Raw genomic sequence first — 21,638 nt, 5'->3', positions numbered from 1 at the left:
CGGGCGTTGATTCTCGGGTAAGAACAAAATGGGAACATTTTGATGTCTGCCGATGCCAAAACGCCGAGTACTTTCACTGTGGTTTCCCCGTCTTGGGGCTGAACGGCTGATCCGCGCCGCGCGGGGGCTGCATTCCGGGCCGTTGGCTGTGGTTACTGAGCAGTCGAACATGCAGGTCATTACCTCATTGAATACTGAAGCACAGGCCGCCGGGCTGCGTGTGGGCCAGCCCGTGCGCGATGCACATGCCATGTGCGCCAGCCTGATCACACGGCACCGCAACGCCCCGGCCGAAGCCGCGTTTCTAACCGCGCTGCGCCGCTGGGCGGGCAAGTTCAGCCCTTGGGTGGCCGAAGAAGCTCCGGATGGGCTGATCGTTGATCTGTCGGGTTGTGCGCATCTGTTTGGCGGGGAAGAGACGCTGCTGAGCGTGCTTGAAACGGACTGCGCTGATATGGGCCTCAGCGTACAAATGGGCATTGCCGACACGCTGGGCGCAGCCTGGGCTTTGGCGCGCTATGCAGGGCAAGAGGCCACATCCGACCGCAACGGCGACGCCATCAGCCAGGAAGCCCGCGCCACCCGCGCCCGGGCAGGAAAGCGGCGGCACTGGACCAAAGGCGGGACTGCACCGCAGGTGATGGCCTTGGGTGGTGGCGCGCGTATTGCAGCGCCGGGGCAATCCTATGGCGCGCTCAGCCCCCTGCCCATCGCGGCGCTGCGATTGGACGACCCGGTTGTGACGCAGTTGAACCGTCTGGGCCTGCGCCGAATCGGTGACTTGCTGGGACAGCCACGCGCGTCGCTGGCGCGGCGGTTCGGGCGGGGGTTGGTATTGCGGCTGGATCAGGCCATGGGCAGCGCGCCCGAGCCGGTTTCTCCGGCCCGCCCACCACATCATTTTGCGGTGCGGATGACGTTGCCCAACCCAATCGGCCTGATTGAGGATGTGATGGCCGCTGTCGATCGGGTGCTGCCCACCCTCTGCGCCAAGCTGGAAGAGAAAGATCGCGGTGTCCGCACCCTGCGGCTAGAGGCGCATCGCGCCGATCAGGCGGCCGAGGTCATCGAGATTGGACTAGCCCGCCCGACCTATGACAAACATCGCATTCGTCCTTTGTTAGAGATGAAAATTGACAAGATCGATGCGGGCTATGGCATCGACATGCTGCGGCTTGAGGCGATCCAGACCGAGCCCATCCATGCCCGCACCATCACCGGTCACGCCGAGGCACGCCGCGTGGCCCGTAACCGGCTTGAGGGCAATACAGCCGTGGATGACCTGATCGGCAAGCTGGGTGCGCGGGTGGGGCTGGAGGCGATCACAAGACGGCATCCCGCCGCCTCTCATATCCCCGAGAAAACGGCACAGACGCTGGCGGCTGCATGGTCGGAACCCGCGCGCGACTGGCCTGCACCGCCGCGCCCACGCCCCTTGCAGATGTGGCAGCCCGAGCCGGTTATGGCACCGGAAACCCCGGATGTCCCAACCGCCTTCCGCTGGCGCGGACGCGACTGGCTACTGGCCCAGGCTACTGGCCCGGAACGGATCGCGCCGGAATGGTGGTTGGACGATCCCAACTGGCGCAGCGGCGTGCGCGATTACTGGGTGGTGGTGACGGAACAGGGCGAACGCCTATGGCTGTTCTACGGGCACGGAGGCACCATGTCGGCAGGCTGGTTCTGTCAGGGGCAGTTTTGTTAGAGTCTATTTTCCGCGATACACCAGCAGATCCGGCAGGTAGTCAATCAAACGAATAAACCACGAGAATGGTGCCGGGAAATCGGTACGGAACCGGCGGCGCGACATCGCTTTGACCACGCGCTCTGCCGCGTCCTCAGCCGTCATCAGCATCGGCATTTTGAAACTGTTCTTGTCGGTCAGGCGGGTCTTGATGAAGCCAGGATTGATAATGCGCACCGTCACACCGGTGCCCGCCAAATCATGCCGCATCGTTTCGGCCAGCGAGATCAGCGCCGCCTTGCTGGCCCCATATCCGATAGCGGCAGGCAAACCGTGATACCCGGCCAGCGACCCGATCAAAGTGATCTCTCCCTGACCTTTATGAACAAAGCCAGGAACCGTTTCACCTAACACCCGCAACGCCCCCGAATAGTTCACATCGCTGATCCTGAGCGACGCATCGGTATCCCAATCGCCCGAGCGCATGGGCTCGTAAGCGCCTGCATTGTAAACCAGCCCGTCGATCTGACCAGCCTCGGCCACGGCACTACGCACAGAGTCTAAATCGGTCACATCACAATGAATCGCGCGTGCATTTGGAAGCTTGGAACAGATTTCATTCAAACGCGCGGCGTTGCGTGCAGACAAGATCAGATGCGCGCCCTTATGGCTCAACGCCTCGGCCAAGGCACGGCCCAAGCCTTCGCTTGCGCCGATGATCCAATAGGTTTTTCCGTCAAAGCTGCTCATACCCGCGCCGTTTTGTTGAAGTTATCCTTTTTACGGCCCTGCATCCGCGGTGGATCATAGGGTGACGCAAGGAAGCGGGCGCTGAAACCCGAAGTCACAAGATAGTGCATCTGTTAAAAACTTCTATCCGGATTGATCCAACACGCCATACCCTGCGTATCTCATTGTAAAATGTCACATAACGAGGCTGGAATGTTCGACGAAACCCGGGGTGTACGAAAGAAAATTGCGATTGTAGGTGCAGGCATTTCGGGTCTCTCTGCCGCGTATTACCTTTCAGAAAACAACGACGTGACGGTGTATGAAGCCGAACCCAGGCTGGGTGGACATGCCCGTACGGTGATGGCTGGCAAAAACGGCGACCAGCCGGTCGACACCGGCTTTATCGTTTTCAACTACGCGACCTACCCTTACCTGACGCAGCTTTTTGATGAGCTGAACGTACCTGTAATCAAAAGCGAAATGAGCTTTGGAGCGACCATCGACAATGGCCGCATCGAATACGGGTTGAACAATCTGCGCACCCTGACCGCACAGAAACGCAATCTGGCGCGCCCCGCCTATTACAAGATGATTGCAGACATTCTGCGGTTCGGCAAAGAAGCGCCCGAGGCCGCCAAGGACGACGACACAACGATTGGTGAATTGGTCGATCAACTGCGTTTGGGTCACTGGTTCCGGCACAACTATCTGATGCCGATGTGTGGCGCGATCTGGTCCACCCCGGTTGAGTTCGTAGATCAGTTCCCGGCCCGGTCGCTTGTGCAGTTCTTCCGCAACCATGCCCTGCTGGCCAGTGGACGCGCCAATCAACACCAGTGGTACACGGTCAAAGGCGGCAGCATCGAATATGTCCGCCGGATCGACGCGGCCTTGCGCGCCCGTGGCTGTGACATCAGGCTGGCCGCCCCGGTTCAACACGTTCATCGCGACGACATGGGCGTCAGCGTCACCAGCCAAGGGCATACTGATCAATTCGACGAGATCATCTTGGCAACGCACTCGGACCAGTCCCTTGCCATTCTGGGCGAAGGCGCAACACCGGCCGAGGCCGCAGCTTTGGGTGCGATCCGCTACCAACCCAATACGGCAATTCTGCATTGCGACCCACGTCAGATGCCCAAGCGTCGCGCGTGCTGGTCCAGCTGGACGTATCGCTCGCAAGCCGGAGATGTGGGCGTGACCTATTGGATGAACCGGCTTCAGAACATCCCGGACAGCGATCCGCTGTTTGTGACACTGAACGCCTCATCAGAAATTCCCGCGGACAAAATCTATGATCAGGTCGAATTTGCCCATCCGGTGTTCGACAAAGCCGCCCTGAAAGCACAAGGGCAAATCCGCGAGATGCAGGGACAGAACCGAACTTGGTTTGCCGGCGCTTATAACCGGCACGGATTTCACGAAGACGGGATTGCCAGCGCGATGCATGTCGTTGCGCGAATAAACGGCACCCCGCAAACCATCGGAGCTGACAATGGCATTTCTGGGAACGACCCGGCCATCCCTGTGGCGGCCGAATAAGGGAATTTTGCACGCAGCGCTACTGGCAGCGGCGCTGCTGGCCCCGTCAGGGGTATTGGCATCGCCCGTAACGGACGAGTTGAAGGACGCGCAACTGCGTGGCTCAGCAACCTTTCGGTATCTGGGTCTGCCAATTTATGACGCCAAACTTTATACCCCCGGCGGCGCGCCGTTCAGTTGGAGCGAAGATATCGGCCTGCAACTGACCTACCGCAAGAACTTCAAGAAAAAAGCGCTGGTCAACTCGACTCTGGACGAGATGGAGCGGATCGGACGTTCCGCCCCGGTGCGCAATCAACTGGACCAGTGCTTCAAAGCTGTGACGAAGGGGGACAGCTTTCTCGCGGTGTCCGATGGGCCGAATAAGGTGAGCTTCTGGCTGAACGGGCAAAAGACCTGCACGATGTCCTATCCGGGCATCAAACGCAGTTTCATGTCTGTATTTCTGGGCGACAACACGCGGTCAGCCTCGTTTACACAGAAACTTCAGGGGCGCTGATGCTTTATCCTCGGGTCAGCCTGTATGCGCTGATGCTCGCTGCGGCGGGCATTCCGCTTTATATCCACCTGCCGCGCTTTGCGGCGGTGAATCTGGGTATTGGCCTGGGGGTTATTGGAACCGTTCTGCTGGTGATCCGCCTTGTTGATCTGGTTCAGGACCCGTTGATTGGCTGGGCAATCGACAAGTGGCCAAAGGGCCAGCTTGTATTTGCTTCTCTGGCGGCGTTAGGGCTGGCGGTCGGGTTCCCTTTGCTCTTTAGCTTGCCGCAGGGCGCCAGTGTCGCCGCGCTGATCGCGATTCTGATCCTGCTGTTCTCGGCTTACAGCCTGGGCACCATCCTTTTGTACGGGCGCAGCGCAACTTTGGCAAAACGTCCAGACCCGCAAGAGCTTATGACCTTGGCCGCCTATCGCGAAGGCGGGCAGCTGACCGGTGTGGTCATCGCCGCCAGCGCCCCGGCGCTTTTGGTTGCATTTGGCGCGCAAGCCCAAGGCTATCCCGCGTTTGGGGTATTTCTGGGGCTGCTGTCCGTTCTGACTCTGTTGCTGACTATTCCGATCTGGAGGCGTACGCCGATCACCGGCACCGGTCTGTCTTTTGCAGGGCTGGGTCAGGCCGGAGGGCTTCGCCTGCTGGCGCTTGCGCTGGTTAACAGCCTTCCCGTGGCCATCACCTCGACCCTGTTTTTGTTTTTTGTTGAAGATCGGTTGCAACTGCCGGGCAAAGCAGGCCCGCTGTTGATCCTGTTCTTCCTCAGCGCGGGCGCAAGTGTGCCGCTTTGGGCCAAGCTCAGCAACCGGATTGGCCCGAAACAGACTCTGATGATTGCCATGCCCCTCTCAATCGCGGGGTTTATCGGTGCCGCCACCCTGAGTGCTGGGAATCTAGCCGGGTTTGCCGTGATCTGCCTTGCCTCGGGCGCAGCCTTAGGTGCGGATATGGTCGTGCTGCCCGCTATGTTTTCTGTCGTCCTGACTCGGGCCGGGCTGAACGCCTCTGCCGCGTTTGGCATCTGGTCCTTCGCTGGCAAGCTGGGCCTCGCCCTGGCTGCCTTTTTCACCTTGCCACTGCTGGAACGCAGCGGCTTCACCCCCGGTCAGACCAATTCTGCTGACGCGCTAGAGACACTCAACCTTGCTTATGCGGTGCTGCCCTGCATCCTCAAGCTCGGCGCGTTTGGAATGGTCTTGACCCTGCCCACCGAGGTCACAAGCAAATGAACGCTATCGCCATCATCCTGCTGGTCCTTCTGATCGCAGTTTTCATCCGCGCCCGCCTGCTGAGCTTTCGCGCACAATCTCCGTCAGACTACACAGGAACCGGACCTGCCTTTTCACTGAAAGAGCATCTGAACGGAGAAATCCTGTCTGAAGGGCTGATCTATGGCCCCAATGGGAAGATGTCGAACAGCTTCGTCGCGCGCATGGTCGGCGAATGGAAAGGAAATTCGGGCACGCTGTCTGAATACTTCACCTATTCCAACGGAAAACAGATGACACGAAAGTGGTATCTGACACTGGGCACAGGCAACACGTTCACGGCAACGGCGGACGATATTGTCGGTGAGGGTCGGGGCATCATTTCGGGATCGACCGTCAAACTGTCCTATCGGATCATCCTGCCCGAAGATGCCGGTGGGCACACTTTGGACGTCACAGACTGGATGTATCTGACGGAACACGGCGTCATCATGAACCGATCCGAGATGCGCAAGTTCGGCCTCAAGGTCGCTGAGCTGGTTGCCACGATGCGCCCTGCTCCCGATGTAAAAACCACGCATGTGCCAGGCGCAAACGGGTATGATGCGACATCCGAAGGGAAACCACTGCAATGAGTGTTTTTCGTTCCCTTCTCACCTTTCTTGCCATAGCAAGCCTTGCGCTTCTGGCGGCCTGTTCCAGCAAGCCGAAAGTGCCCAAAACCTTCTTGTCCGACCGGCAACTGAATCTCGAAGAGTTCTTCGAAGGCAAAACAGTGGCCTACGGTCAGTTTCAGGATATTCTGGGCAATATCCCCCGCAGATTTACGGTGGATATCGACGGGACATGGGATGGTGAAACCCTGACGCTAGTTGAAGATTTCGTTTATGACGATGGCGCCACCGAACAGCGTATCTGGACGCTGACGAAAACCGGTGAAGATACGTGGACAGGGACTGCCCCTGGCGTTTTGGGCACGGCCAGCGGGATTGAACGCGGCGATACGTTCAACTGGAAGTACAAGATCGACCTGCCGATCAAAGAAGGCACGATGCGTGTCAAATTCGACGACTGGATGTGGTTGCTGGATGATGATCGACTGCTGAACCGCGCCTACGTATCACGTTTTGGCGTTCGCCTGGGCGAAGTGATCCTGTTTTTTGAAAAGAAATAGGCGACGTGGGCTGACCCTTTCATTTCATCAATAAAAGATGAATTCGTCGGTCGGAACCGGCGATGATCCCTTGGTCGAGCCTGCCCTCTTCGCTCTTGTTCCATCCGATGCGGCCGCCTCGGGCGCAAGCGCGCTTTCCGCTTTGAGGCGCGCGCGCTCGATCTCGCCCCAAAGGAAAAACAGACCGTCCCTTTTGCCCATCATACGCGCAGGCACCCTGGCCCGCAAAACACGTGTTTTTGCTTGTGGCATCTGCTCTCTCACTGCCTCCGGTGTTGTCCACCTTTTTGGAAAGGCTACCGGTTTAGTTGCAAAAAATCAATTTTGCATAGGCAAAAACGCGCCCGCAACCAAGCGTTGTCAGGATGAAAAGAGTATCTCGTTTAGCGTGCCTTATGCCAACGCATAAAATTGCTGAAAGCGAAGTCTTATCGTGTTTCCTTGATCGGTCGCCGAAACAGATCAAACCGCGTTTTGACCCGTTCAACCGGGACAACACAGATTCCGATTGGACCATTGATGAAACGGGGGTGCCGGGCCAGCGCTGTGAAATGTCGCGCGTTTTGCCAAGCTGTGCCGGTTACAGCGACTAGAGCGCCCATTCTCGACGGATAAACGAAAAAAGTGTACAATGAGGCAGGTGAATTTTTGACACCTGAATTTTCCAAAAGCCCTTTTTTGTATTGGATTAAGCAAATGTTAGTACAAACCACGGCGGCGTTATACGCACGCCTTGCAATCCCGTTCCTGTCCCTTCTTGCGCTGCCCGTTGTGTTGTTGGCCGACGTAGAAAAACCAGAGAATTTTGGCAAACTATCGGTCAAGTTTGAATACGAAGGCAAACCAGCAAACGGCAGCCTCATCGTGTCCAACGGGACATCGCGTCAAGAATGGGTCGATGTCTCTGAAATATTCGCAGAAGTGCCATCATCTGCGACATATATCTTCGACCTGAAGCCCCCCGACGACGATCAAACGATACCCATAACGTTCCGTGACGTTATCCCAATCCTGGAGATCCCTGATTCAGGCTCTCTCGATCTGATCGTCTCAGTGCTTCCATCTGATCTTCCCAAGCCATTTGACCCAGTTATTTTCATTCGCGAAGCAGGCGTCGATGTCACGGTATCCAACCGGGCGGAGGAAGTGTCTTCCAAACCCAACCGTCTCAAACTTACGTCTCGCATTGAAAAGTCCAAGCCGTCACTTGTTCTTTTGGATGGGATCTATTCGACCGAAGAAACAGATCCAGACGACGAACGCGACTTCACATGTGGAGACAATTGCCCACACCTCTTTCAGGACCTTAACTGCGACCCAATGTGTTACACATGTTCATCAACTTGTGTGTCCCGTGGCTACTGGAAAGCCAATTACAACATGTGCGAAGGCATCCTCACATCGGAACCGCCAGAGTCTGAGTGGGAGGAACTGCCGCCAGGTATCGGCGGTTTGCAGTTGGCCGTGGCGACAATAAATGACGGCGCGATTTACCCAAACAAGATGGAACTCAGCGGTGCAGGATACACAGAAGTGATGGAACCGCCTTTCAAAACAAGGAGTTTCCCAGATTTCACGGCCCCTGAAGGTGACTACCTGTATTCTCTATCGTTCGATAACGCAGGGATCGACGAGACGGCTGGAACATCGAATGTCACACTTCCGCTTTCCATTCGGGACGGTCGAATTGGCAATCTTATTGTTCGCCTGCCAGTCTCACGCGATGAACTACAAGCTCCGTTCCCCATTGCAGACAATCGAATTGGTGCTGTGCTCAGGGCGTATGAATTCAGCCCAGCTGGCAGAAGCATCTCGCTGGATGTAACCAGCCCCGACCCCGATCCCGGCGCAATCTGGTATGCGCTTGCCCTACCGCAAGGTCTGGCAGAGGACGAAGTGAAAGTTACCAGCAATGGATACCCGGTTGAGCACAAAAGCAGATACGTTTTTGGGGTCGTAACGGACCAGCCGGTACTAATTGTTAGAAGTGAAGGTCAGCGTGATGAGATAAGAATTACGTGGTAGTACCGCGGCCTTTGTCATCAAAACGACCATCGACATATCTGTGAAACCTGCGTCGATACGGCCTTTACCCATATGGTTTCATCGATCAATGCCAGTGTTACAGGAACACTGGAAACCACCAGTGTCTGCGAATTTTGTCGGTGCAAGACAGTCGCAAGTTGATCAAATCGCAGCGTCGCATTTTGCGGCCGGGAGCGATTGATACAGTATGAAAAAGTGGTGAGCCGTGCAGGATTCGAACCTGCGACCCACTGATTAAAAGTCTTATTATCTCATTTTCGATAGCATTATAGCCAATTCGATTGAACAGTATATTCTCTTAAATAACAGAAGTTTTAGCGTGCAGAGGTTTCTTAAAGACCCTTCCCAACCCTCCGCACTTTGCTTACCTTGTGCTTACCCAATCCGTCCGAGACCAATATGCCCAACGTCAGATTAACAAAATCAAGTGTCGATCGCCTTTCAGCAACAAACCGGGACACGATCTATTGGGATGACGGTCTGCCGGGTTTTGGACTCCGCGTGAAAACAACCGGTGTCAAAAGCTTCGTAGTTCAATATCGCAACAAACAAACCGGACGGTCGAAACGCAAGACACTTGGGCGATATGGGCCGACCTTGTCATTGGGCGCCGCCCGCGAAATGGCACGCGCGATTCTTGCTGACGTGGTGCGTGGCGGAGACCCTGTCGCGGACGCTCAAACGCTCAGGCATTCACCAACGGTGAACTTACTTGCCGAGCAATACATGACCGCACATGCGGAGCCAAAGAAACGTCCCGGTAGTGTTCGGAATGATCGGTCAATGCTGGACCGATACATTCTCCCCAAGCTTGGTAACCTTAAAGTCATTGAAGTGACGCATCAGCATGTTCAGAAGCTTCACAATCAAATGCGTGATACTCCATATCAAGCCAATCGCACTCTGGCCCTCATGTCGAAAATGTTTGAACTGTCTGTGCGCTGGGGTCAGCGTTCTGACAATCCGGCGCGCGGCATAGAAAAGTTTCCCGAGGAAAAGCGGGACCGCTGGTTATCTGACGATGAGCTGCAAAGGCTGTTGGTGGCTCTGTCAGAGCATCCAAATCAGGTTGCAGCCAACGCTATCCGACTGCAACTCCTGACAGGTGCACGGATCGGCGAGGTCCTGACGGCAAAATGGGAAGACTTCGATTTGGATCGAGCGGTCTGGACAAAGCCGTCGCACCACACAAAGCAAAAGCGACGAGAGCACCTGCCAATATCGTCAGCAACCTGTGATTTGCTTGCGGCAATGAGCGCAGGGGATTCTCCTGAGAGTCGCTGGTTGTTTCCGGGACGCTCTCCGGACCAACCGTACAAAGATCTGAAGAAATTTTGGAGCTCGGTCACCACATCAGCAGGCCTTCAAGACTACCGTATCCACGACAATCGGCATACGCATGCGTCGCATCTCGTTTCCAGCGGTCTGAGTCTGCCTATAGTTGGTCGATTGCTTGGACACACGAACCCGTCTACCACGCAACGCTACGCGCATCTCGCAGATGACCCGTTGCGGCAGGCAGCGGATGTGATGGGTAAGAAGATCAGCGGTGGCAGTTCCTGAAACCTGAGAATTTCCTGTGCTGAAGACACGCGAGCGGCAATTAGACTACAGCTGTCGGCACAGTGTCGATGTTTGGGACGGAAGGGAATGGACGGAGATATAAGATGTCCAAATCTCTACTTCCCGTTGTCACAACGCGTCGTCCGCCTTGGAACAAAGGCAGACTAGTCGGACAGAAGCGGCCATTGCAGTCAAAGCAAGTCTGGGCCATTCGCGCTCGGCTCGAACTTGCAAACAAGCTGAGAGACCTAGCATTGTTCAATCTTGCCATCGATAGCAAGTTGCGCGGGTGCGATCTCGTCCGCCTGAGGGTTAACGATCTCGCCGTCGGCAATTCTGTTCGCGATCGGGTATCCGTTGTTCAACGTAAAACTGCGAAGCCGGTGCAATTTGAAGTGACGGAGAATACACGTGAAGTCGTGTCGCAATGGGTTTCTTCTCAATATATGCATGGACAACGGTATCTGTTTCCAAGTCGTATGCATGCTTTGCCGCATCTTTCGACCCGGCAATACGCTAGGCTTGTCCGGGAAGGGGTGTCAGCGATTGGTCTCGATCCGTCCAGCTACGGCACGCATTCGCTTAGGCGCACCAAAGCGGCTTTGATATACAGAAAGACCGGAAACCTACGTGCCGTTCAACTTCTGCTCGGTCACAGCAAAGTGGACAGTACGGTGCGTTACCTTGGCGTCGAGCTTGAAGACGCGCTTAGTATTGCCGAACGCATCGATCTTTAACCTTTTAGGCGGGCGGGATCGTCCGCTCGCCGCTCCCAAGCAGACTTTCGGAATCTCCCGTTAATCTTCCGCTTCGAGCCCAAAGCGGTCAGTCAAAAAAGCAAGAATGACGGGCATTCTACTAAGTATTTGGTGAATACCAGATCGGCGACGTATATGCGCGCTCTTGTCCGATCAATGTCGCTTCTTCGGGAATGTCAGCGCCTAGACGCACTTTGTCGTAAACGACCCAGCGCGGCGTCGGGATTTCAATGACGCGAGCGTAGTAAAACGCGTGCTCGGACGAATCAAAATCTGGGTCTGTCCAGACCGTTCCTAGCTCTGAAGCGCCGATGGTGTTGATATAGTTTGCTGCTTCCAGATCGACCGTATTACCTACAGCCGGCAGTTTACCGTTAGCGTCCAGTTCACGTTCATCCGACCATGCCACATCATAGACTTTTTCGGACAAGTTCCCGTCGCTGTCCATCCAGCCTTTAATGATCTGGATGCGATCAAGATTGGCTCCGATGGGATCGCGCAATGCATAGACCATGAAGGTTGGCGCATCGGACGTTGCCGGGCGCAGATCACCACCCATAGGAACACCCTTTTCGTATCCAACAAAGGCTGGAGCGCGAGACCTCATGTCATCCTCGTCGAACTCCCATCCCCCAAAGAACCGCACGGCCATGCGCGGACCTGTTGTGGCATAAACCTCACGGCGCACCATGGCATCCCACAGACTGGTCCGCGTGTTCTCTTCGGCCCAGACACCTGTGTAGCCTGACGCCACCAATGACCAACCTGGGAAAACGCCATTTTCTGTTTCGGTGAACGGATGCGACGCGCGGGTCAACGATGGCTCGGCATTTGTCGCTTTACCAAAGTAATTGTCGCTGTCAGCGGTTGCCAGCGATGTATGGCTGTCCGTCGCCCCGGACAAGCCAAATTTGTATGGGTTTACGCCCGTGCGCGCCTCGATGGCGAACCCCTGCTTAAATGCCTCACGCGCATATTCGCCTGCAAGCATATCTGGCGTCTTAGCTTCAGTTAGATCGAGGTTGCCCGCATCCCATGTTTCGTAATTCGCAAACTCGTCATCGGGACTAAGTGCGGGGTGCGCCTCGCCGTCTCCCTTGATCTGGGTGATTTCGTAGAGCGGTTCCCATCTCATCCGCGCCATTGCATAGGCTTCGTCCACGGGTTCGCCATTGTAACGTGTTTCAGATGGGAACATGATGCCGTTTGACAGGTTTCCGTTGTGCGCGAGTGCAAAAGCTTGTCCACCCGTATCGGCCTCATAGGCCTGCAACCATTTGTACAAGTCCATCGGGTCTGTAGAGCCGATGGGCGTCTGCGTGGTCATAGGTTGGACTTGTTTGACCCTGTCTGCATTGTCACGAAAAATGATATTGCGGTGCATGTTGTTGCCCCGGATCAGCGATGTCCACTCAAAGCCGTGGAAAGCCGTGAAGTCTCCCGGATCGTTGAACGATTCCACAGTAGCGATCATGTCTTCCCAGACAGAGGCATAGATGGGCGATCCGGGAGAATAATCTGCGATCAAGTCCGGATCCATGTTCCCTTGAGAGAACGTAGTGATCAGGTCCAGAGCTGCTGCAGCAGACGCCTCACCGCCTTCTTGCAGACCTTTTGCCCAGCGGGAGCCCTGTTCTGATTCCATAATGTTGGGAGAACCTTTAGCCAGATCGGTGATCATGCCCATTCCATCCGAGTGTTCCGTTGTCACGATCCAGTCTAGCGGTCGCGCCAGCCTAACAGGCTGCCCTGTGGCCGAGACGACCTCTTCGCCGCGCGCAAACCGAAGCATTGTGTCAAGATCGGTCGTGTTCCCGAAAAGACCTGCATCCATTGAAAGACCGGTGTGAATATGAGTGTCGCCCCAAAATACGCGCGATGGAAAGCTGCGTTGAGCATTGGGTGAATAGGCTTTGCCGGGGTAAAGGTCTTGAAGGGACTGTTCAGAGGGTAAGAACTGCGCGTTGGCTGCGCTCGAAACTACAAATATGGAAGAGAACAAAGCGGAATTTAGGAACCTGAGCATAATAAACCTCCCAAGACTTGCTGAAATCAAAACGCGTTTCTTCACGAAAGCCGCACATTCAGACCTGATGATAATACGTCATTATTACCATGTCTTCGAAATTCCGCGTTGTCCGCAAAGTAGAAGTTCAAGCAAGTTGCAGCGAAAGACCGCTCTGCGGACATTGCTGCCATTGGATCGAAGTCGGCTATGCGGACCATGCAGATTTTCATCCATACCGACAACCCAATTCATAATACGTCGAAGTGGTTGCCCTCGTAATTTGATTAGAAGCTCCAAGAAAATATTGATTGCTTAGCCAATTGACGCCAAAACCGCGGGCGGCCTGATCACAGTTAAGACTTGTCGGCCAAGGTCTTTTTCAACGTCTCAGACGGCAACTCTCTGAACATCTTTTGGTATTCTTTCGCAAAATGGCCACCCGACAAGAAACCATGCATGAGCGCCGTGTCCTTTACTGATCTTGGTGGTGATTCAACGTCTAGGAGATGCTCTCTGACGGAGGTCAAGCGCCGTTTCAGTACATATTGCCAGGGCGATTCACCAAAAATATCGACAAAGCTCTCGTGAAGTTGGCTGCGCCCGACGCCTGCCACTCGACACAGAGTTGGGATCGTTAGTTCGTCCGGAGAGATACGAGTGATTGCGTCCCTCGCCAACCTAACACTTTTAAACGCTGCCTTGTCCAGAACATGTGTACTTTTGGATAGTAGGTCCAAAGACAACATCCAGTCCGCGATCTGAGCAAAGAATGCGCTTTCCACTATGCGGTTCATGGCAAACCGTCGGCCGCTTTGATCAAAAGGTGTGGCATTTAGGAAAGCTCGGTCAGCTATCTTGGATAGCTTCTCGGCTGTTGCCAGACCAACTTCCAACTTATTGTGCCCTTTGGGCAGCTCATCGTAGGTACGCCTGCTTAAGGAGGCGATTTCCCTTGTCATTCGATGGCGTTCGAAAGCAATGAATAGCACTTTCCGATCTTGACCTACGTTGCAGTACTCGTACTGCCCGTCTAGAAGATAGACATCGCCAGGATTGGAATACCAACCATTTACGCGGTAATCCCCATCCCAAGAAAGTGGCAACATTAGTGCCATCAAATCCTGCCGGCCGAGCACTGTCCAAGAAGACCGGGCTTTACTGGAGGCAGTATTCACGAAACTGTTTTCTCCGTAGATCCAACAATCTTTTAAGTCGATTTTACCGGGACCAAGCTGAACAAGTTCTGTTTCCCGAACTGGTGCGTTCGTGAAGTGTTGTGCAAAACTCTTTATAGGTCGCAACTGCATATGGCCGCTCCAAGATACGTGAAACACTTAGGACCAAAATTAATGTGCGGTCCGAAAAAAATAATACACCGGATAAATTGAATACTATTTCATCGCGAGAATTTCACCAAATCAACTAATCTGATCGCGACAATTCGTCGAAAGCAAAGCGGGTTGGGAATGCCCAATAGAGGATTGCGGAGGCAGACTTTCATGCATTCCGTCATGTAATGAGTCCTGCAAACGCATGGAGTTTAGGTGGCTTTGCCAAACCGAATTCGAGACACATAGAGCCGGCTGCGCAGCGGCTTCATCAAAATTTATTGAGATATAAGGAGTTATCGCATGAGAGACCCATTGCTTCCCTACAAAACGGCATACCTACCAAACAGGCGTGATGTATTGAAAACCGGGTCGCTCGCTGCTGCAGGGGCTCTTATGCTTCCCTATCGAACAGCTCTTGCCCAATCTGATGCAGCAGACGTGGTTTTCAGTGGCGGTAGTATCCTGACGATGGACACCTCCAATCCACGGGCTGAAGCTTTGGCGATCCGTGATGGGCGGATCGTCGCTGCCGGTAGCCAAGGCGAAATCGACGCGCTAACCGCGAGCACGACACGCATCATTGATCTTGACGGCAGAACGCTAATGCCCGGCATGATCGACAGCCACGCGCATTCGTATTCGGTAGTCAAGGACGACTTTATTATCATCAGTCCGACAGAAGTGGCGAGTTTCGATGAGGTAATGCAAAAACTGAACGAAGGTGCCGCCAAATTGAAAGAAGGCGATTGGCTTCTGGCCGCTGACTATGACGGCGTCGTAACCCCCGGCGGACGACAGTTCACTCTTGAGGATATGGACCGCATCGCCCCCAACAACCCGTTCCTGTTGCTGGAAGGAAGTGGTCATGCAGCTTACGCTAATTCACTCGCCTTCAAAATCGTTGGAATAGACAAGAACACTCCGGACCCCGTCGCGGCTCGCTACGTCAAAAATGACGACGGGGAACTCACTGGTCGCTTGGAAGAGCTCCCGACATTTGGCCCGTTTCTAAACGCTGCCCAACAACTGACCGATGAGGATATGGAGGCGCGAACGCTCCGTTTTTTCAACTCGGGTGCCAAGGTCGGAATTACGACCTTCGGTGATCCAAGCGTCGGTCAAAACAAAGGGATAGAAGACCTCAGATTATTTGAGCGCATCAAGGATCGCGCGCCGGTGCGGACGCGCGCGTTTCTAGTCTCAACCCTGATGGACGAATGGGCCGAAAACGGAATCGGTATGGGCTACGGCGACGACAAGATGCGCGTTGCCAAGATGAAGGCGTGGTCAGATGGCGCAACGCAGGCCTACAGCTCTTACTTGCGCGAGCCTTACCTTGGCACGGACAGCCGTGGAGCACTCAACTACACCGAGGATCAACTGTACGAAGTGGTCAAACGTGCACATGGGGATGGCTTCTCTCTTGCCGTTCATGGAAACGGGGATGCCGCCATAGATCTAGTGCTAAGAGTGTACGAACAGGTTTTGTCGGAGAATCCACGTGACGATCATCGGCACCGGATTGAGCATTGCAGCGTCGGCCACCCCGAGCAGTACGACAAGATGAAGGAACTCGGTGTTTCACCAACCTACCTATCCGGCCATATCCGTTGGTGGGGTAAGGCGTTCCGGGACAATCTGCTTGGGCCAGAAAGGGTCGAGTATTACGATGCTGCTGCCACAGCCGTTGAAAAGGGCATCCCGTTCTCAATGCACAGTGACTACTCGGTATCGCCGCTTGGCCCACTGCGCTGTGTGCAAGATATGGTCACCCGTGTCATGGCTGACGGGGGTGAGGTATTCGCGCCAGACCAGCGCATTCCGGTAGAAGAGGCGCTAAAAGGGGTCACGACTCATGCGGCGTGGCAGCTGCACATGGACGACATCGCAGGCAGCCTCGAAGTTGGCAAATACGCCGACCTCGCAATTCTCGAAGATGACCCCACAGCAGTCGATTCAATGCAGATCGAGAACATCGCCGTGAGCGAGACATGGTTGGAGGGCATGGAGACGGACACGCTGTGATTGGACTGTTGCATGAAAGTCAAATCTTCTCAGGGAGGTTAAGACGTTGAAACGTATAATCATCGCAGCCTTTTCGGGCTCAGTAGTCTCCGTGTTAATGGCCGTCCACACTGCGCTTGCCTGCGCCTTTCACAACTATATCCCTCAAGACACTCTAGTGGACAAGTTACTGCGCAGTAACGAAATCGCGCTGGCAATACCGGTGATAGAGGATCCAGTGGACCCATTGCGATACGACCCGATCGCTGCAATCGGTATAGCGCGCGAAGATATAGAAATTCCGCAACGCGTAGACGCAACTGCAATCGAAAGACTGGGGAAAAGTCCGGGGGCCTACGCAGTTTTTGGACGGGAAAAGTATGGCGCTTGGACGCGACTTGCGCTTGTCGATGGAGATCTGATCCCAATCTTTGATCATATCATCGCTAGGCTTGAGGACTGGCGCGGAGGGAACGACGCTGACAGGTTGGCGTATTTCGGAGCTATGTTAGGCCACTCAGACATCCGCGTGCATCGGTTGGCGCTCCGCGAATTAGACCGTGTGGACTACAAGACGCTGAAGGGGCTTGAACTGACCATACCGGCGGCTTCTATCACTTCACAATGGGTTGCTTTGTCAGACCCCACACTCTTGCCAATACAGATTCTTCTCCTTGGACTGTCCGACGGCAGGGAAGCTGAGCGACCTTTGAAAGTGGGGCTCAAAGTTTATTCAAATAAATCTGGTCCTGCATTGGGTGCTTTCGCGACAGCTTTCTTGGAACACGGTGGGCCAGAGGCCGCCTTCGAATTGGCAATGGGTTATCTGGCAGATGAAACACTTCCGCTCGAAAACAAGGAACTGGTCGCCGAGGCTTTGGCAATTCATAGCCAATCCGGGGAAGAAGAGATGCAAAACGTTGTTCGAGGCGCTGTTGCAACGGTTTTGCAGAATGAACCATCGATTGCCGCGGTTGTGGCCCGTCAATTCGGAGCTCGTGAAGAATGGAGCCAAGCCAAGCTGCTTGCCAACCTCCTAAAGGCTGGGCACTTAACCTCGCCAGAAGATGTCATTGCGGTGCGCGAATACATGTCTCTGGCCGGTGAGGCTCGGGCTGTGGCGATACAGTAGTCACAATTGCGACTATTGAATCTTCAATGTCCACATTGGGCTCAGAACGGACATTCAGTGAAATCTGCTCAAAGTCTGCTTTGCGGACTTCGCCGCCATTGGCCCGCTTTCACCGAAGGACTGTAGATAGCCCAAACCGGACATTTTCGAAAATTGGCACACTACTACCGAACTTGATAGATTCGAAAAAAGGTTGCTATTGGGAAATGCGCATGACACGCCGACTTGCCGCCATACTTGCCGCCGATATGGTCGGCTACTCACGGCTTATGGCGGCTAACGAGGCGGGAACACTTGCTCGTCTCAAAGACCTACGCCGGGACATCATCAATCCAGGTATCGAAAGTGCCGGAGGTGAGATTATCAAGCTTACCGGTGATGGCCTGTTTGCCCTTTTTAGCTCGGTCGTTTCTGCCGTTGAGGCCGCAGCAGCGCTCCAGAAGGCGCTGCACGCCGCCGAAGCCGAGAGCCCCACCGAAAGCCGGATCAGCTTCCGAATAGGCTTGCACATTGGAGACGTAATCTTGGACGAGGGCGACATTTATGGCGAGGGTGTTAATCTTGCCGCCAGACTCGAAGGCGTCGCTGACCCAGGCGGTGTCATTCTGTCTGACGACGCATGCCGGCAGGTTCGAGGCAAAATTGAATACGACATCATAGACCTTGGCGAAGTAGCGCTCAAAAACATCTCCAAGCCAGTTCGCGCCTACAAATTGGCGATGGAGGGCGAATCTGATTCCACGCAATACCAATTGCAACCCACTGACAAACCCTCAATCGCTGTCTTGCCCTTCCAGAACATGTCCAATGATCCAGAACAGGAATACTTCTGTGACGGCGTTTCCGAAGACATCATCACAGAGCTCTCGCGCTTTCCCGAGCTTTTCGTCATCGCCCGCAACTCCTCGTTTTCGTTCAGGGGTCGCCCCGTCACCCATATAGATGTCGCTCGTGAACTCGGTGTTCGCTTCATGCTAGAGGGTAGCCTCCGTCGAGCCCAAAACCGCGTACGCATTACTGCCCAACTCATCGACTGCACAAATGGAGCCCATGTTTGGGCCGAGCGCTACGACCGCACGCTAGACGACATCTTCGCGTTACAGGATGAGATTACACGCAGCGTGGTCGGAGCCATCGCCCCCCAGATATCCATTGCCGAAATAGATCGCGCGTCTGTGGCTCGAGATATCGACTTCAACTCCTACGACCTCTCGCTACGTGCGATGGCGATCTTCTACGCAGGAGGCTTCTACTCTCAGGAAAAGTTCGATGAGGTCATATCGGCCTCTGATCGCGCCATTGATCTCGACCCGCGCAATGTCCAGGCGCATTGGATCAAAGCGTTTGCCTACCTGATGCGTTATCTATACCAGTTCGATGAGGACCCCACCGAAAACCTGAGCCTAGCTGAGAAAAGCATTGAACCTCTGTTTCTTGGTGGTCACCTCGACCCGCGCGCCTTATGCGTTCGCGGAATGGTTCGTCATTTCCGTGGAGATTTTGACGGTGCCAACGCCGACTTCAGATTGGGCTTCACACTGAACCCGAACTTTGCCCGGAACATCTTCTTCATGGCCTGGCATGAGTCTTTGGTCGGCCGAACCACAGAGGCGCGCGAACATGCCCACCTTGCCCTCCGGCTTTCCCCACGCGACACTGATCTCTGGGTAGGAGACGCCTATCTGGCGCTCGCTCAAGCTGCCTTCGCCGACGCTGAATTTGAAGACGCAATGCGTTGGGGTGAGCGCGCGATTCAGATGACGCCGCGTGCGCCGATCCGCCGGGCTCTTATGATCGCCAGTGCCGCCCACCTCGGGCGTGCCGAAGCAGGCCTGCCACATGAGCAGGCGCTGGCGGATTTCGCGCCAGCGTTCCTAGACAGCATTGTCTCCGGCGCTTTGATCCTCTTCCGTCTACCCGAACACAATGCGCTTTTGGTCGAAGGCCTGAAGAAAGCTGGTGTTAAGCCGTAGAGTTGGTCCAAATGCCAAAGCTCGCAAACTACCGCAGACAAAACGTGCCAAAGGTAGATCCAATTTTGGCGCACTGTTCTCGAAAGGTTCTAAGCAATCGCTCATTGCTTCAATCGGCAACGACTGTTTCAGCCCAAATCAGACGTTCTCAAGTTTTCACCCGCCGTCTATTCTACGGGCAACGCAGCCATTCGCAAATAATTGTCGTCGATGCGGCGCGAGCAAGATCCGAAACCAATAAATTCCAATTTGATTATACATAATGTTGGAGTATCTTCCGATGGAGAGCCAATATATAGATTGAAGGTGGCGGAGCGGATGATGAAAGGTCTTAAATCAGTAGTTGCAACTGCACTGACTGCAACGCTGATGACATGGCCCAATTTAGGCGCAGCAGACCAAGTCTCGGAACAGATAGAAGCGCTTCTAAGGTCAAATACGAATGCGAGTAGTACGCTTTCAAACAGCAAGAGTTTGGACGCAGAAATCCTTGTACCTCGTTTCTATACGGCTAGAGAATTTACGCCAGCTTGGACCAGTATTGAATTGGTTGACGAGCTTTTTGAGGAGTTGGGTGGAGCAATTGATCAGGGCTTTACGCCGAGTGACTTCAAACTAGAGGAGCTTCGATCCGCGTTCAAAGCTTCACAGGGTGGCGATGCCTCCAGTCGAGCATTATTCGATATTCTGGCGACTGACGCGGCCGTGAAACTCGTACACCATTTGGTGTTTGGAAAAGTCGATCCAAATGCATTGGATGACGATTGGAACTTCTCAAAACCAGTAATTCAACAAGACCCTTCCATAGTATTGAGCCAATTTCTTCAAGGCGAAGGCTTTAGCGCTTTGATTGAACGCATTGATATCGACAATGTGCAATATACGATGCTCGTTGATGCATTGCGCAAATACAGAGCTATCGCATCAAAGGGAGGCTGGAACACAGTCCCCGAAGAAACGGTTCTGAAGCCGGAAATGGTGGATCCTGCCGTCGCCGAACTGCGCAAAAGGCTAGCGACAGAAGGCTACGAGGGAACAAATGAATTTCAAGAAATCAGCCAAAACGGCATAAATCCAGCTTGGGTTTATGACGATTACTTGGTGCAACTGGTAAAAACCTTTCAAAATCGTCACGGCCTGGAGGCAGATGGCGTCGTTGGTGGCAAGACCTTCGCGTCTCTCAACAAACCTGTCGAAGACCGCATAAATAAGTTGCGCCTAAGCCTGGAACGGGGCCGTTGGCTCATGCGGGAAATCGACGAGGAGTTCGTACTGGTAAATATTGCAGGCGCTCGTACTTACTTGGTCACATCTGGCGGGACGCTTTGGACCACCCGGTCAATCACAGGATCAGCCTACCGCAAAACCCCAGTGTTCCGAGATGAAATTGAATACATGGAATTCAATCCGACTTGGACCGTTCCCGCCTCGATTTTTCGGAAAGACAAGCTTTCGCGGATCCGCAAGGATCCAGCCTATCTAGCGCGCAACAATTACGTAGTTCGGAACAAAGACGGGCAGACAATTCCTGCCAACGCTGTCAACTGGGGGGCAAAGAACCCCGCCGTGACTTTGGTTCAGCAGCCGGGCCCAGACAATGCGTTAGGTTTAGTCAAGTTCATGTTTCCCAATAAATACGCTGTGTACTTGCATGATACCAACGACCGCAGTCTTTTCGACCGAAATGAGCGGAACCTAAGTTCCGGCTGCGTTCGTCTTGAGTATCCGTTCGAATTTGCCAGCCTTTTGATGGAGGGAGAGCCCGACTGGAGTCGGCAAAAGATGCAATCCATTTTGGATAGCGGTAAGACAACGCGAGTTAACCTACCCGAGCCCATGCCGGTCCTTTTGACCTATTGGACTGCTTGGGTCGAAGATGGGGCCGTTCATTTCCGTGAGGACCCATACGAACGAGATGCTCGAATCCTCGCAGCTTTGGATCGATGAACACGTCATCCTCAAAGAGATGCGCTATTCCATGTTCAAACTG

General features: G+C 54.4%; 17 protein-coding genes. 13 read left to right on the top strand and 4 right to left on the bottom strand.

What is annotated here, in order from left to right; translation table 11 throughout:
• Positions 1-52: 52 nt before the first annotated feature.
• Positions 53-1,705: a DUF6504 family protein gene (locus tag ACR3EH_RS11565; protein WP_171648267.1), complete on the top strand. Its 1,653-nt coding sequence runs from the start codon at positions 53-55 to the stop codon at positions 1,703-1,705.
• Between the two features lie 3 nt (positions 1,706-1,708).
• Here the strand turns inward: ACR3EH_RS11565 and ACR3EH_RS11560 are convergent, their stop codons facing one another.
• Positions 1,709-2,434: an SDR family NAD(P)-dependent oxidoreductase gene (locus ACR3EH_RS11560; RefSeq protein WP_171184472.1), complete on the bottom strand. Its 726-nt coding sequence runs from the start codon at positions 2,432-2,434 to the stop codon at positions 1,709-1,711.
• A gap of 192 nt (positions 2,435-2,626) precedes the next feature.
• Between ACR3EH_RS11560 and ACR3EH_RS11555 the strand changes: the two genes are divergently transcribed.
• From ACR3EH_RS11555 to ACR3EH_RS11535, 5 genes are read left to right on the top strand one after another with little or no spacing between them, the layout of a single operon-like run.
• On the top strand, positions 2,627-3,958 hold the full coding sequence (locus ACR3EH_RS11555) for an NAD(P)/FAD-dependent oxidoreductase (protein WP_171184474.1): 1,332 nt from the start codon (positions 2,627-2,629) through the stop codon (positions 3,956-3,958).
• Positions 3,912-4,457: a hypothetical protein gene (locus ACR3EH_RS11550; protein ID WP_171184476.1), complete on the top strand. Its 546-nt coding sequence runs from the start codon at positions 3,912-3,914 to the stop codon at positions 4,455-4,457. Before ACR3EH_RS11555 ends, ACR3EH_RS11550 begins: the two co-directional genes overlap by 47 nt.
• Entirely contained in the window at positions 4,457-5,680 is a 1,224-nt protein-coding gene (locus ACR3EH_RS11545; protein WP_171184478.1) for an MFS transporter, read from the top strand. The genes ACR3EH_RS11550 and ACR3EH_RS11545 overlap by 1 nt, the downstream gene beginning before the upstream one ends.
• Complete coding sequence (locus tag ACR3EH_RS11540) at positions 5,677-6,294, top strand: DUF3833 domain-containing protein (protein WP_171093054.1); 618 nt, start codon at positions 5,677-5,679, stop codon at positions 6,292-6,294. The genes ACR3EH_RS11545 and ACR3EH_RS11540 overlap by 4 nt, the downstream gene beginning before the upstream one ends.
• Complete coding sequence (locus ACR3EH_RS11535; protein WP_171093052.1) at positions 6,291-6,833, top strand: DUF3833 family protein; 543 nt, start codon at positions 6,291-6,293, stop codon at positions 6,831-6,833. The genes ACR3EH_RS11540 and ACR3EH_RS11535 overlap by 4 nt, the downstream gene beginning before the upstream one ends.
• A gap of 27 nt (positions 6,834-6,860) precedes the next feature.
• Here ACR3EH_RS11535 and ACR3EH_RS11530 read toward each other — a convergent pair whose 3' ends face one another.
• On the bottom strand, positions 6,861-7,085 hold the full coding sequence (locus tag ACR3EH_RS11530) for a hypothetical protein (protein WP_171093050.1): 225 nt from the start codon (positions 7,083-7,085) through the stop codon (positions 6,861-6,863).
• Between the two features lie 396 nt (positions 7,086-7,481).
• Between ACR3EH_RS11530 and ACR3EH_RS11525 the strand changes: the two genes are divergently transcribed.
• The 3 genes from ACR3EH_RS11525 to ACR3EH_RS11515 all read left to right on the top strand — a co-directional run bounded on the left by ACR3EH_RS11525 (position 7,482) and on the right by ACR3EH_RS11515 (position 11,179).
• Positions 7,482-8,858 carry a hypothetical protein gene (locus ACR3EH_RS11525; protein ID WP_171675822.1) on the top strand — a complete coding sequence of 459 codons (1,377 nt, stop codon included), beginning with the start codon at positions 7,482-7,484 and terminating at the stop codon, positions 8,856-8,858.
• A 420-nt stretch (positions 8,859-9,278) separates the two neighbouring features.
• Positions 9,279-10,442 carry a tyrosine-type recombinase/integrase gene (locus ACR3EH_RS11520; protein WP_170528646.1) on the top strand — a complete coding sequence of 388 codons (1,164 nt, stop codon included), beginning with the start codon at positions 9,279-9,281 and terminating at the stop codon, positions 10,440-10,442.
• Positions 10,443-10,546: 104 nt separating this feature from the next.
• The gene (locus ACR3EH_RS11515) at positions 10,547-11,179 is read left to right on the top strand and encodes a tyrosine-type recombinase/integrase (RefSeq protein ID WP_171675820.1); all 633 of its coding nucleotides are present in this window, start codon (positions 10,547-10,549) and stop codon (positions 11,177-11,179) included.
• 121 nt (positions 11,180-11,300) lie between these two features.
• Here ACR3EH_RS11515 and ACR3EH_RS11510 read toward each other — a convergent pair whose 3' ends face one another.
• Entirely contained in the window at positions 11,301-13,226 is a 1,926-nt protein-coding gene (locus tag ACR3EH_RS11510; RefSeq protein ID WP_171185332.1) for a DUF3604 domain-containing protein, read from the bottom strand.
• 335 nt (positions 13,227-13,561) lie between these two features.
• A complete protein-coding gene (locus ACR3EH_RS11505; RefSeq protein WP_170493054.1) occupies positions 13,562-14,515 on the bottom strand; it encodes a helix-turn-helix domain-containing protein in 954 nt (317 codons plus the stop codon).
• A 324-nt stretch (positions 14,516-14,839) separates the two neighbouring features.
• On the opposite strand from ACR3EH_RS11505, the gene ACR3EH_RS11500 reads away from it, so the two are divergent.
• The 4 genes from ACR3EH_RS11500 (at position 14,840) to ACR3EH_RS11485 (ending at position 21,595) form a co-directional block, all read left to right on the top strand.
• Positions 14,840-16,564 (top strand): amidohydrolase, encoded by a 1,725-nt coding sequence (locus ACR3EH_RS11500; RefSeq protein ID WP_171675818.1) that lies wholly within the window; start codon positions 14,840-14,842, stop codon positions 16,562-16,564.
• A 157-nt stretch (positions 16,565-16,721) separates the two neighbouring features.
• Entirely contained in the window at positions 16,722-17,675 is a 954-nt protein-coding gene (locus tag ACR3EH_RS11495) for a hypothetical protein (protein ID WP_171675816.1), read from the top strand.
• A 212-nt stretch (positions 17,676-17,887) separates the two neighbouring features.
• Positions 17,888-19,648: an adenylate/guanylate cyclase domain-containing protein gene (locus ACR3EH_RS11490; protein ID WP_171675814.1), complete on the top strand. Its 1,761-nt coding sequence runs from the start codon at positions 17,888-17,890 to the stop codon at positions 19,646-19,648.
• A 321-nt stretch (positions 19,649-19,969) separates the two neighbouring features.
• The gene (locus tag ACR3EH_RS11485; protein WP_253762059.1) at positions 19,970-21,595 is read left to right on the top strand and encodes a L,D-transpeptidase family protein; all 1,626 of its coding nucleotides are present in this window, start codon (positions 19,970-19,972) and stop codon (positions 21,593-21,595) included.
• The last annotated feature ends 43 nt before the right edge of the window (positions 21,596-21,638 follow it).

The sequence above is a fragment of the Ruegeria sp. BG7 genome (assembly GCF_056535685.1).
The sequence above is the reverse complement of the archived record's forward strand: the minus strand, read 5'-3'. Positions and strand labels throughout refer to the sequence as shown.

What these genes read in the sequence shown, in the direction of transcription:
- ACR3EH_RS11565 (WP_171648267.1), top strand. Translation starts at nt 53, where the DNA reads ATGCCAAAACGCCGAGTACTTTCACTGTGGTTTCCCCGTCTTGGGGCT.
- ACR3EH_RS11560 (WP_171184472.1), bottom strand. Translation starts at nt 2,434, where the DNA reads ATGAGCAGCTTTGACGGAAAAACCTATTGGATCATCGGCGCAAGCGAA.
- ACR3EH_RS11555 (WP_171184474.1), top strand. Translation starts at nt 2,627, where the DNA reads ATGTTCGACGAAACCCGGGGTGTACGAAAGAAAATTGCGATTGTAGGT.
- ACR3EH_RS11550 (WP_171184476.1), top strand. Translation starts at nt 3,912, where the DNA reads ATGGCATTTCTGGGAACGACCCGGCCATCCCTGTGGCGGCCGAATAAG.
- ACR3EH_RS11545 (WP_171184478.1), top strand. Translation starts at nt 4,457, where the DNA reads ATGCTTTATCCTCGGGTCAGCCTGTATGCGCTGATGCTCGCTGCGGCG.
- ACR3EH_RS11540 (WP_171093054.1), top strand. Translation starts at nt 5,677, where the DNA reads ATGAACGCTATCGCCATCATCCTGCTGGTCCTTCTGATCGCAGTTTTC.
- ACR3EH_RS11535 (WP_171093052.1), top strand. Translation starts at nt 6,291, where the DNA reads ATGAGTGTTTTTCGTTCCCTTCTCACCTTTCTTGCCATAGCAAGCCTT.
- ACR3EH_RS11530 (WP_171093050.1), bottom strand. Translation starts at nt 7,085, where the DNA reads ATGCCACAAGCAAAAACACGTGTTTTGCGGGCCAGGGTGCCTGCGCGT.
- ACR3EH_RS11520 (WP_170528646.1), top strand. Translation starts at nt 9,279, where the DNA reads ATGCCCAACGTCAGATTAACAAAATCAAGTGTCGATCGCCTTTCAGCA.
- ACR3EH_RS11515 (WP_171675820.1), top strand. Translation starts at nt 10,547, where the DNA reads ATGTCCAAATCTCTACTTCCCGTTGTCACAACGCGTCGTCCGCCTTGG.
- ACR3EH_RS11510 (WP_171185332.1), bottom strand. Translation starts at nt 13,226, where the DNA reads ATGCTCAGGTTCCTAAATTCCGCTTTGTTCTCTTCCATATTTGTAGTT.
- ACR3EH_RS11505 (WP_170493054.1), bottom strand. Translation starts at nt 14,515, where the DNA reads ATGCAGTTGCGACCTATAAAGAGTTTTGCACAACACTTCACGAACGCA.
- ACR3EH_RS11500 (WP_171675818.1), top strand. Translation starts at nt 14,840, where the DNA reads ATGAGAGACCCATTGCTTCCCTACAAAACGGCATACCTACCAAACAGG.
- ACR3EH_RS11490 (WP_171675814.1), top strand. Translation starts at nt 17,888, where the DNA reads ATGACACGCCGACTTGCCGCCATACTTGCCGCCGATATGGTCGGCTAC.
- ACR3EH_RS11485 (WP_253762059.1), top strand. Translation starts at nt 19,970, where the DNA reads ATGAAAGGTCTTAAATCAGTAGTTGCAACTGCACTGACTGCAACGCTG.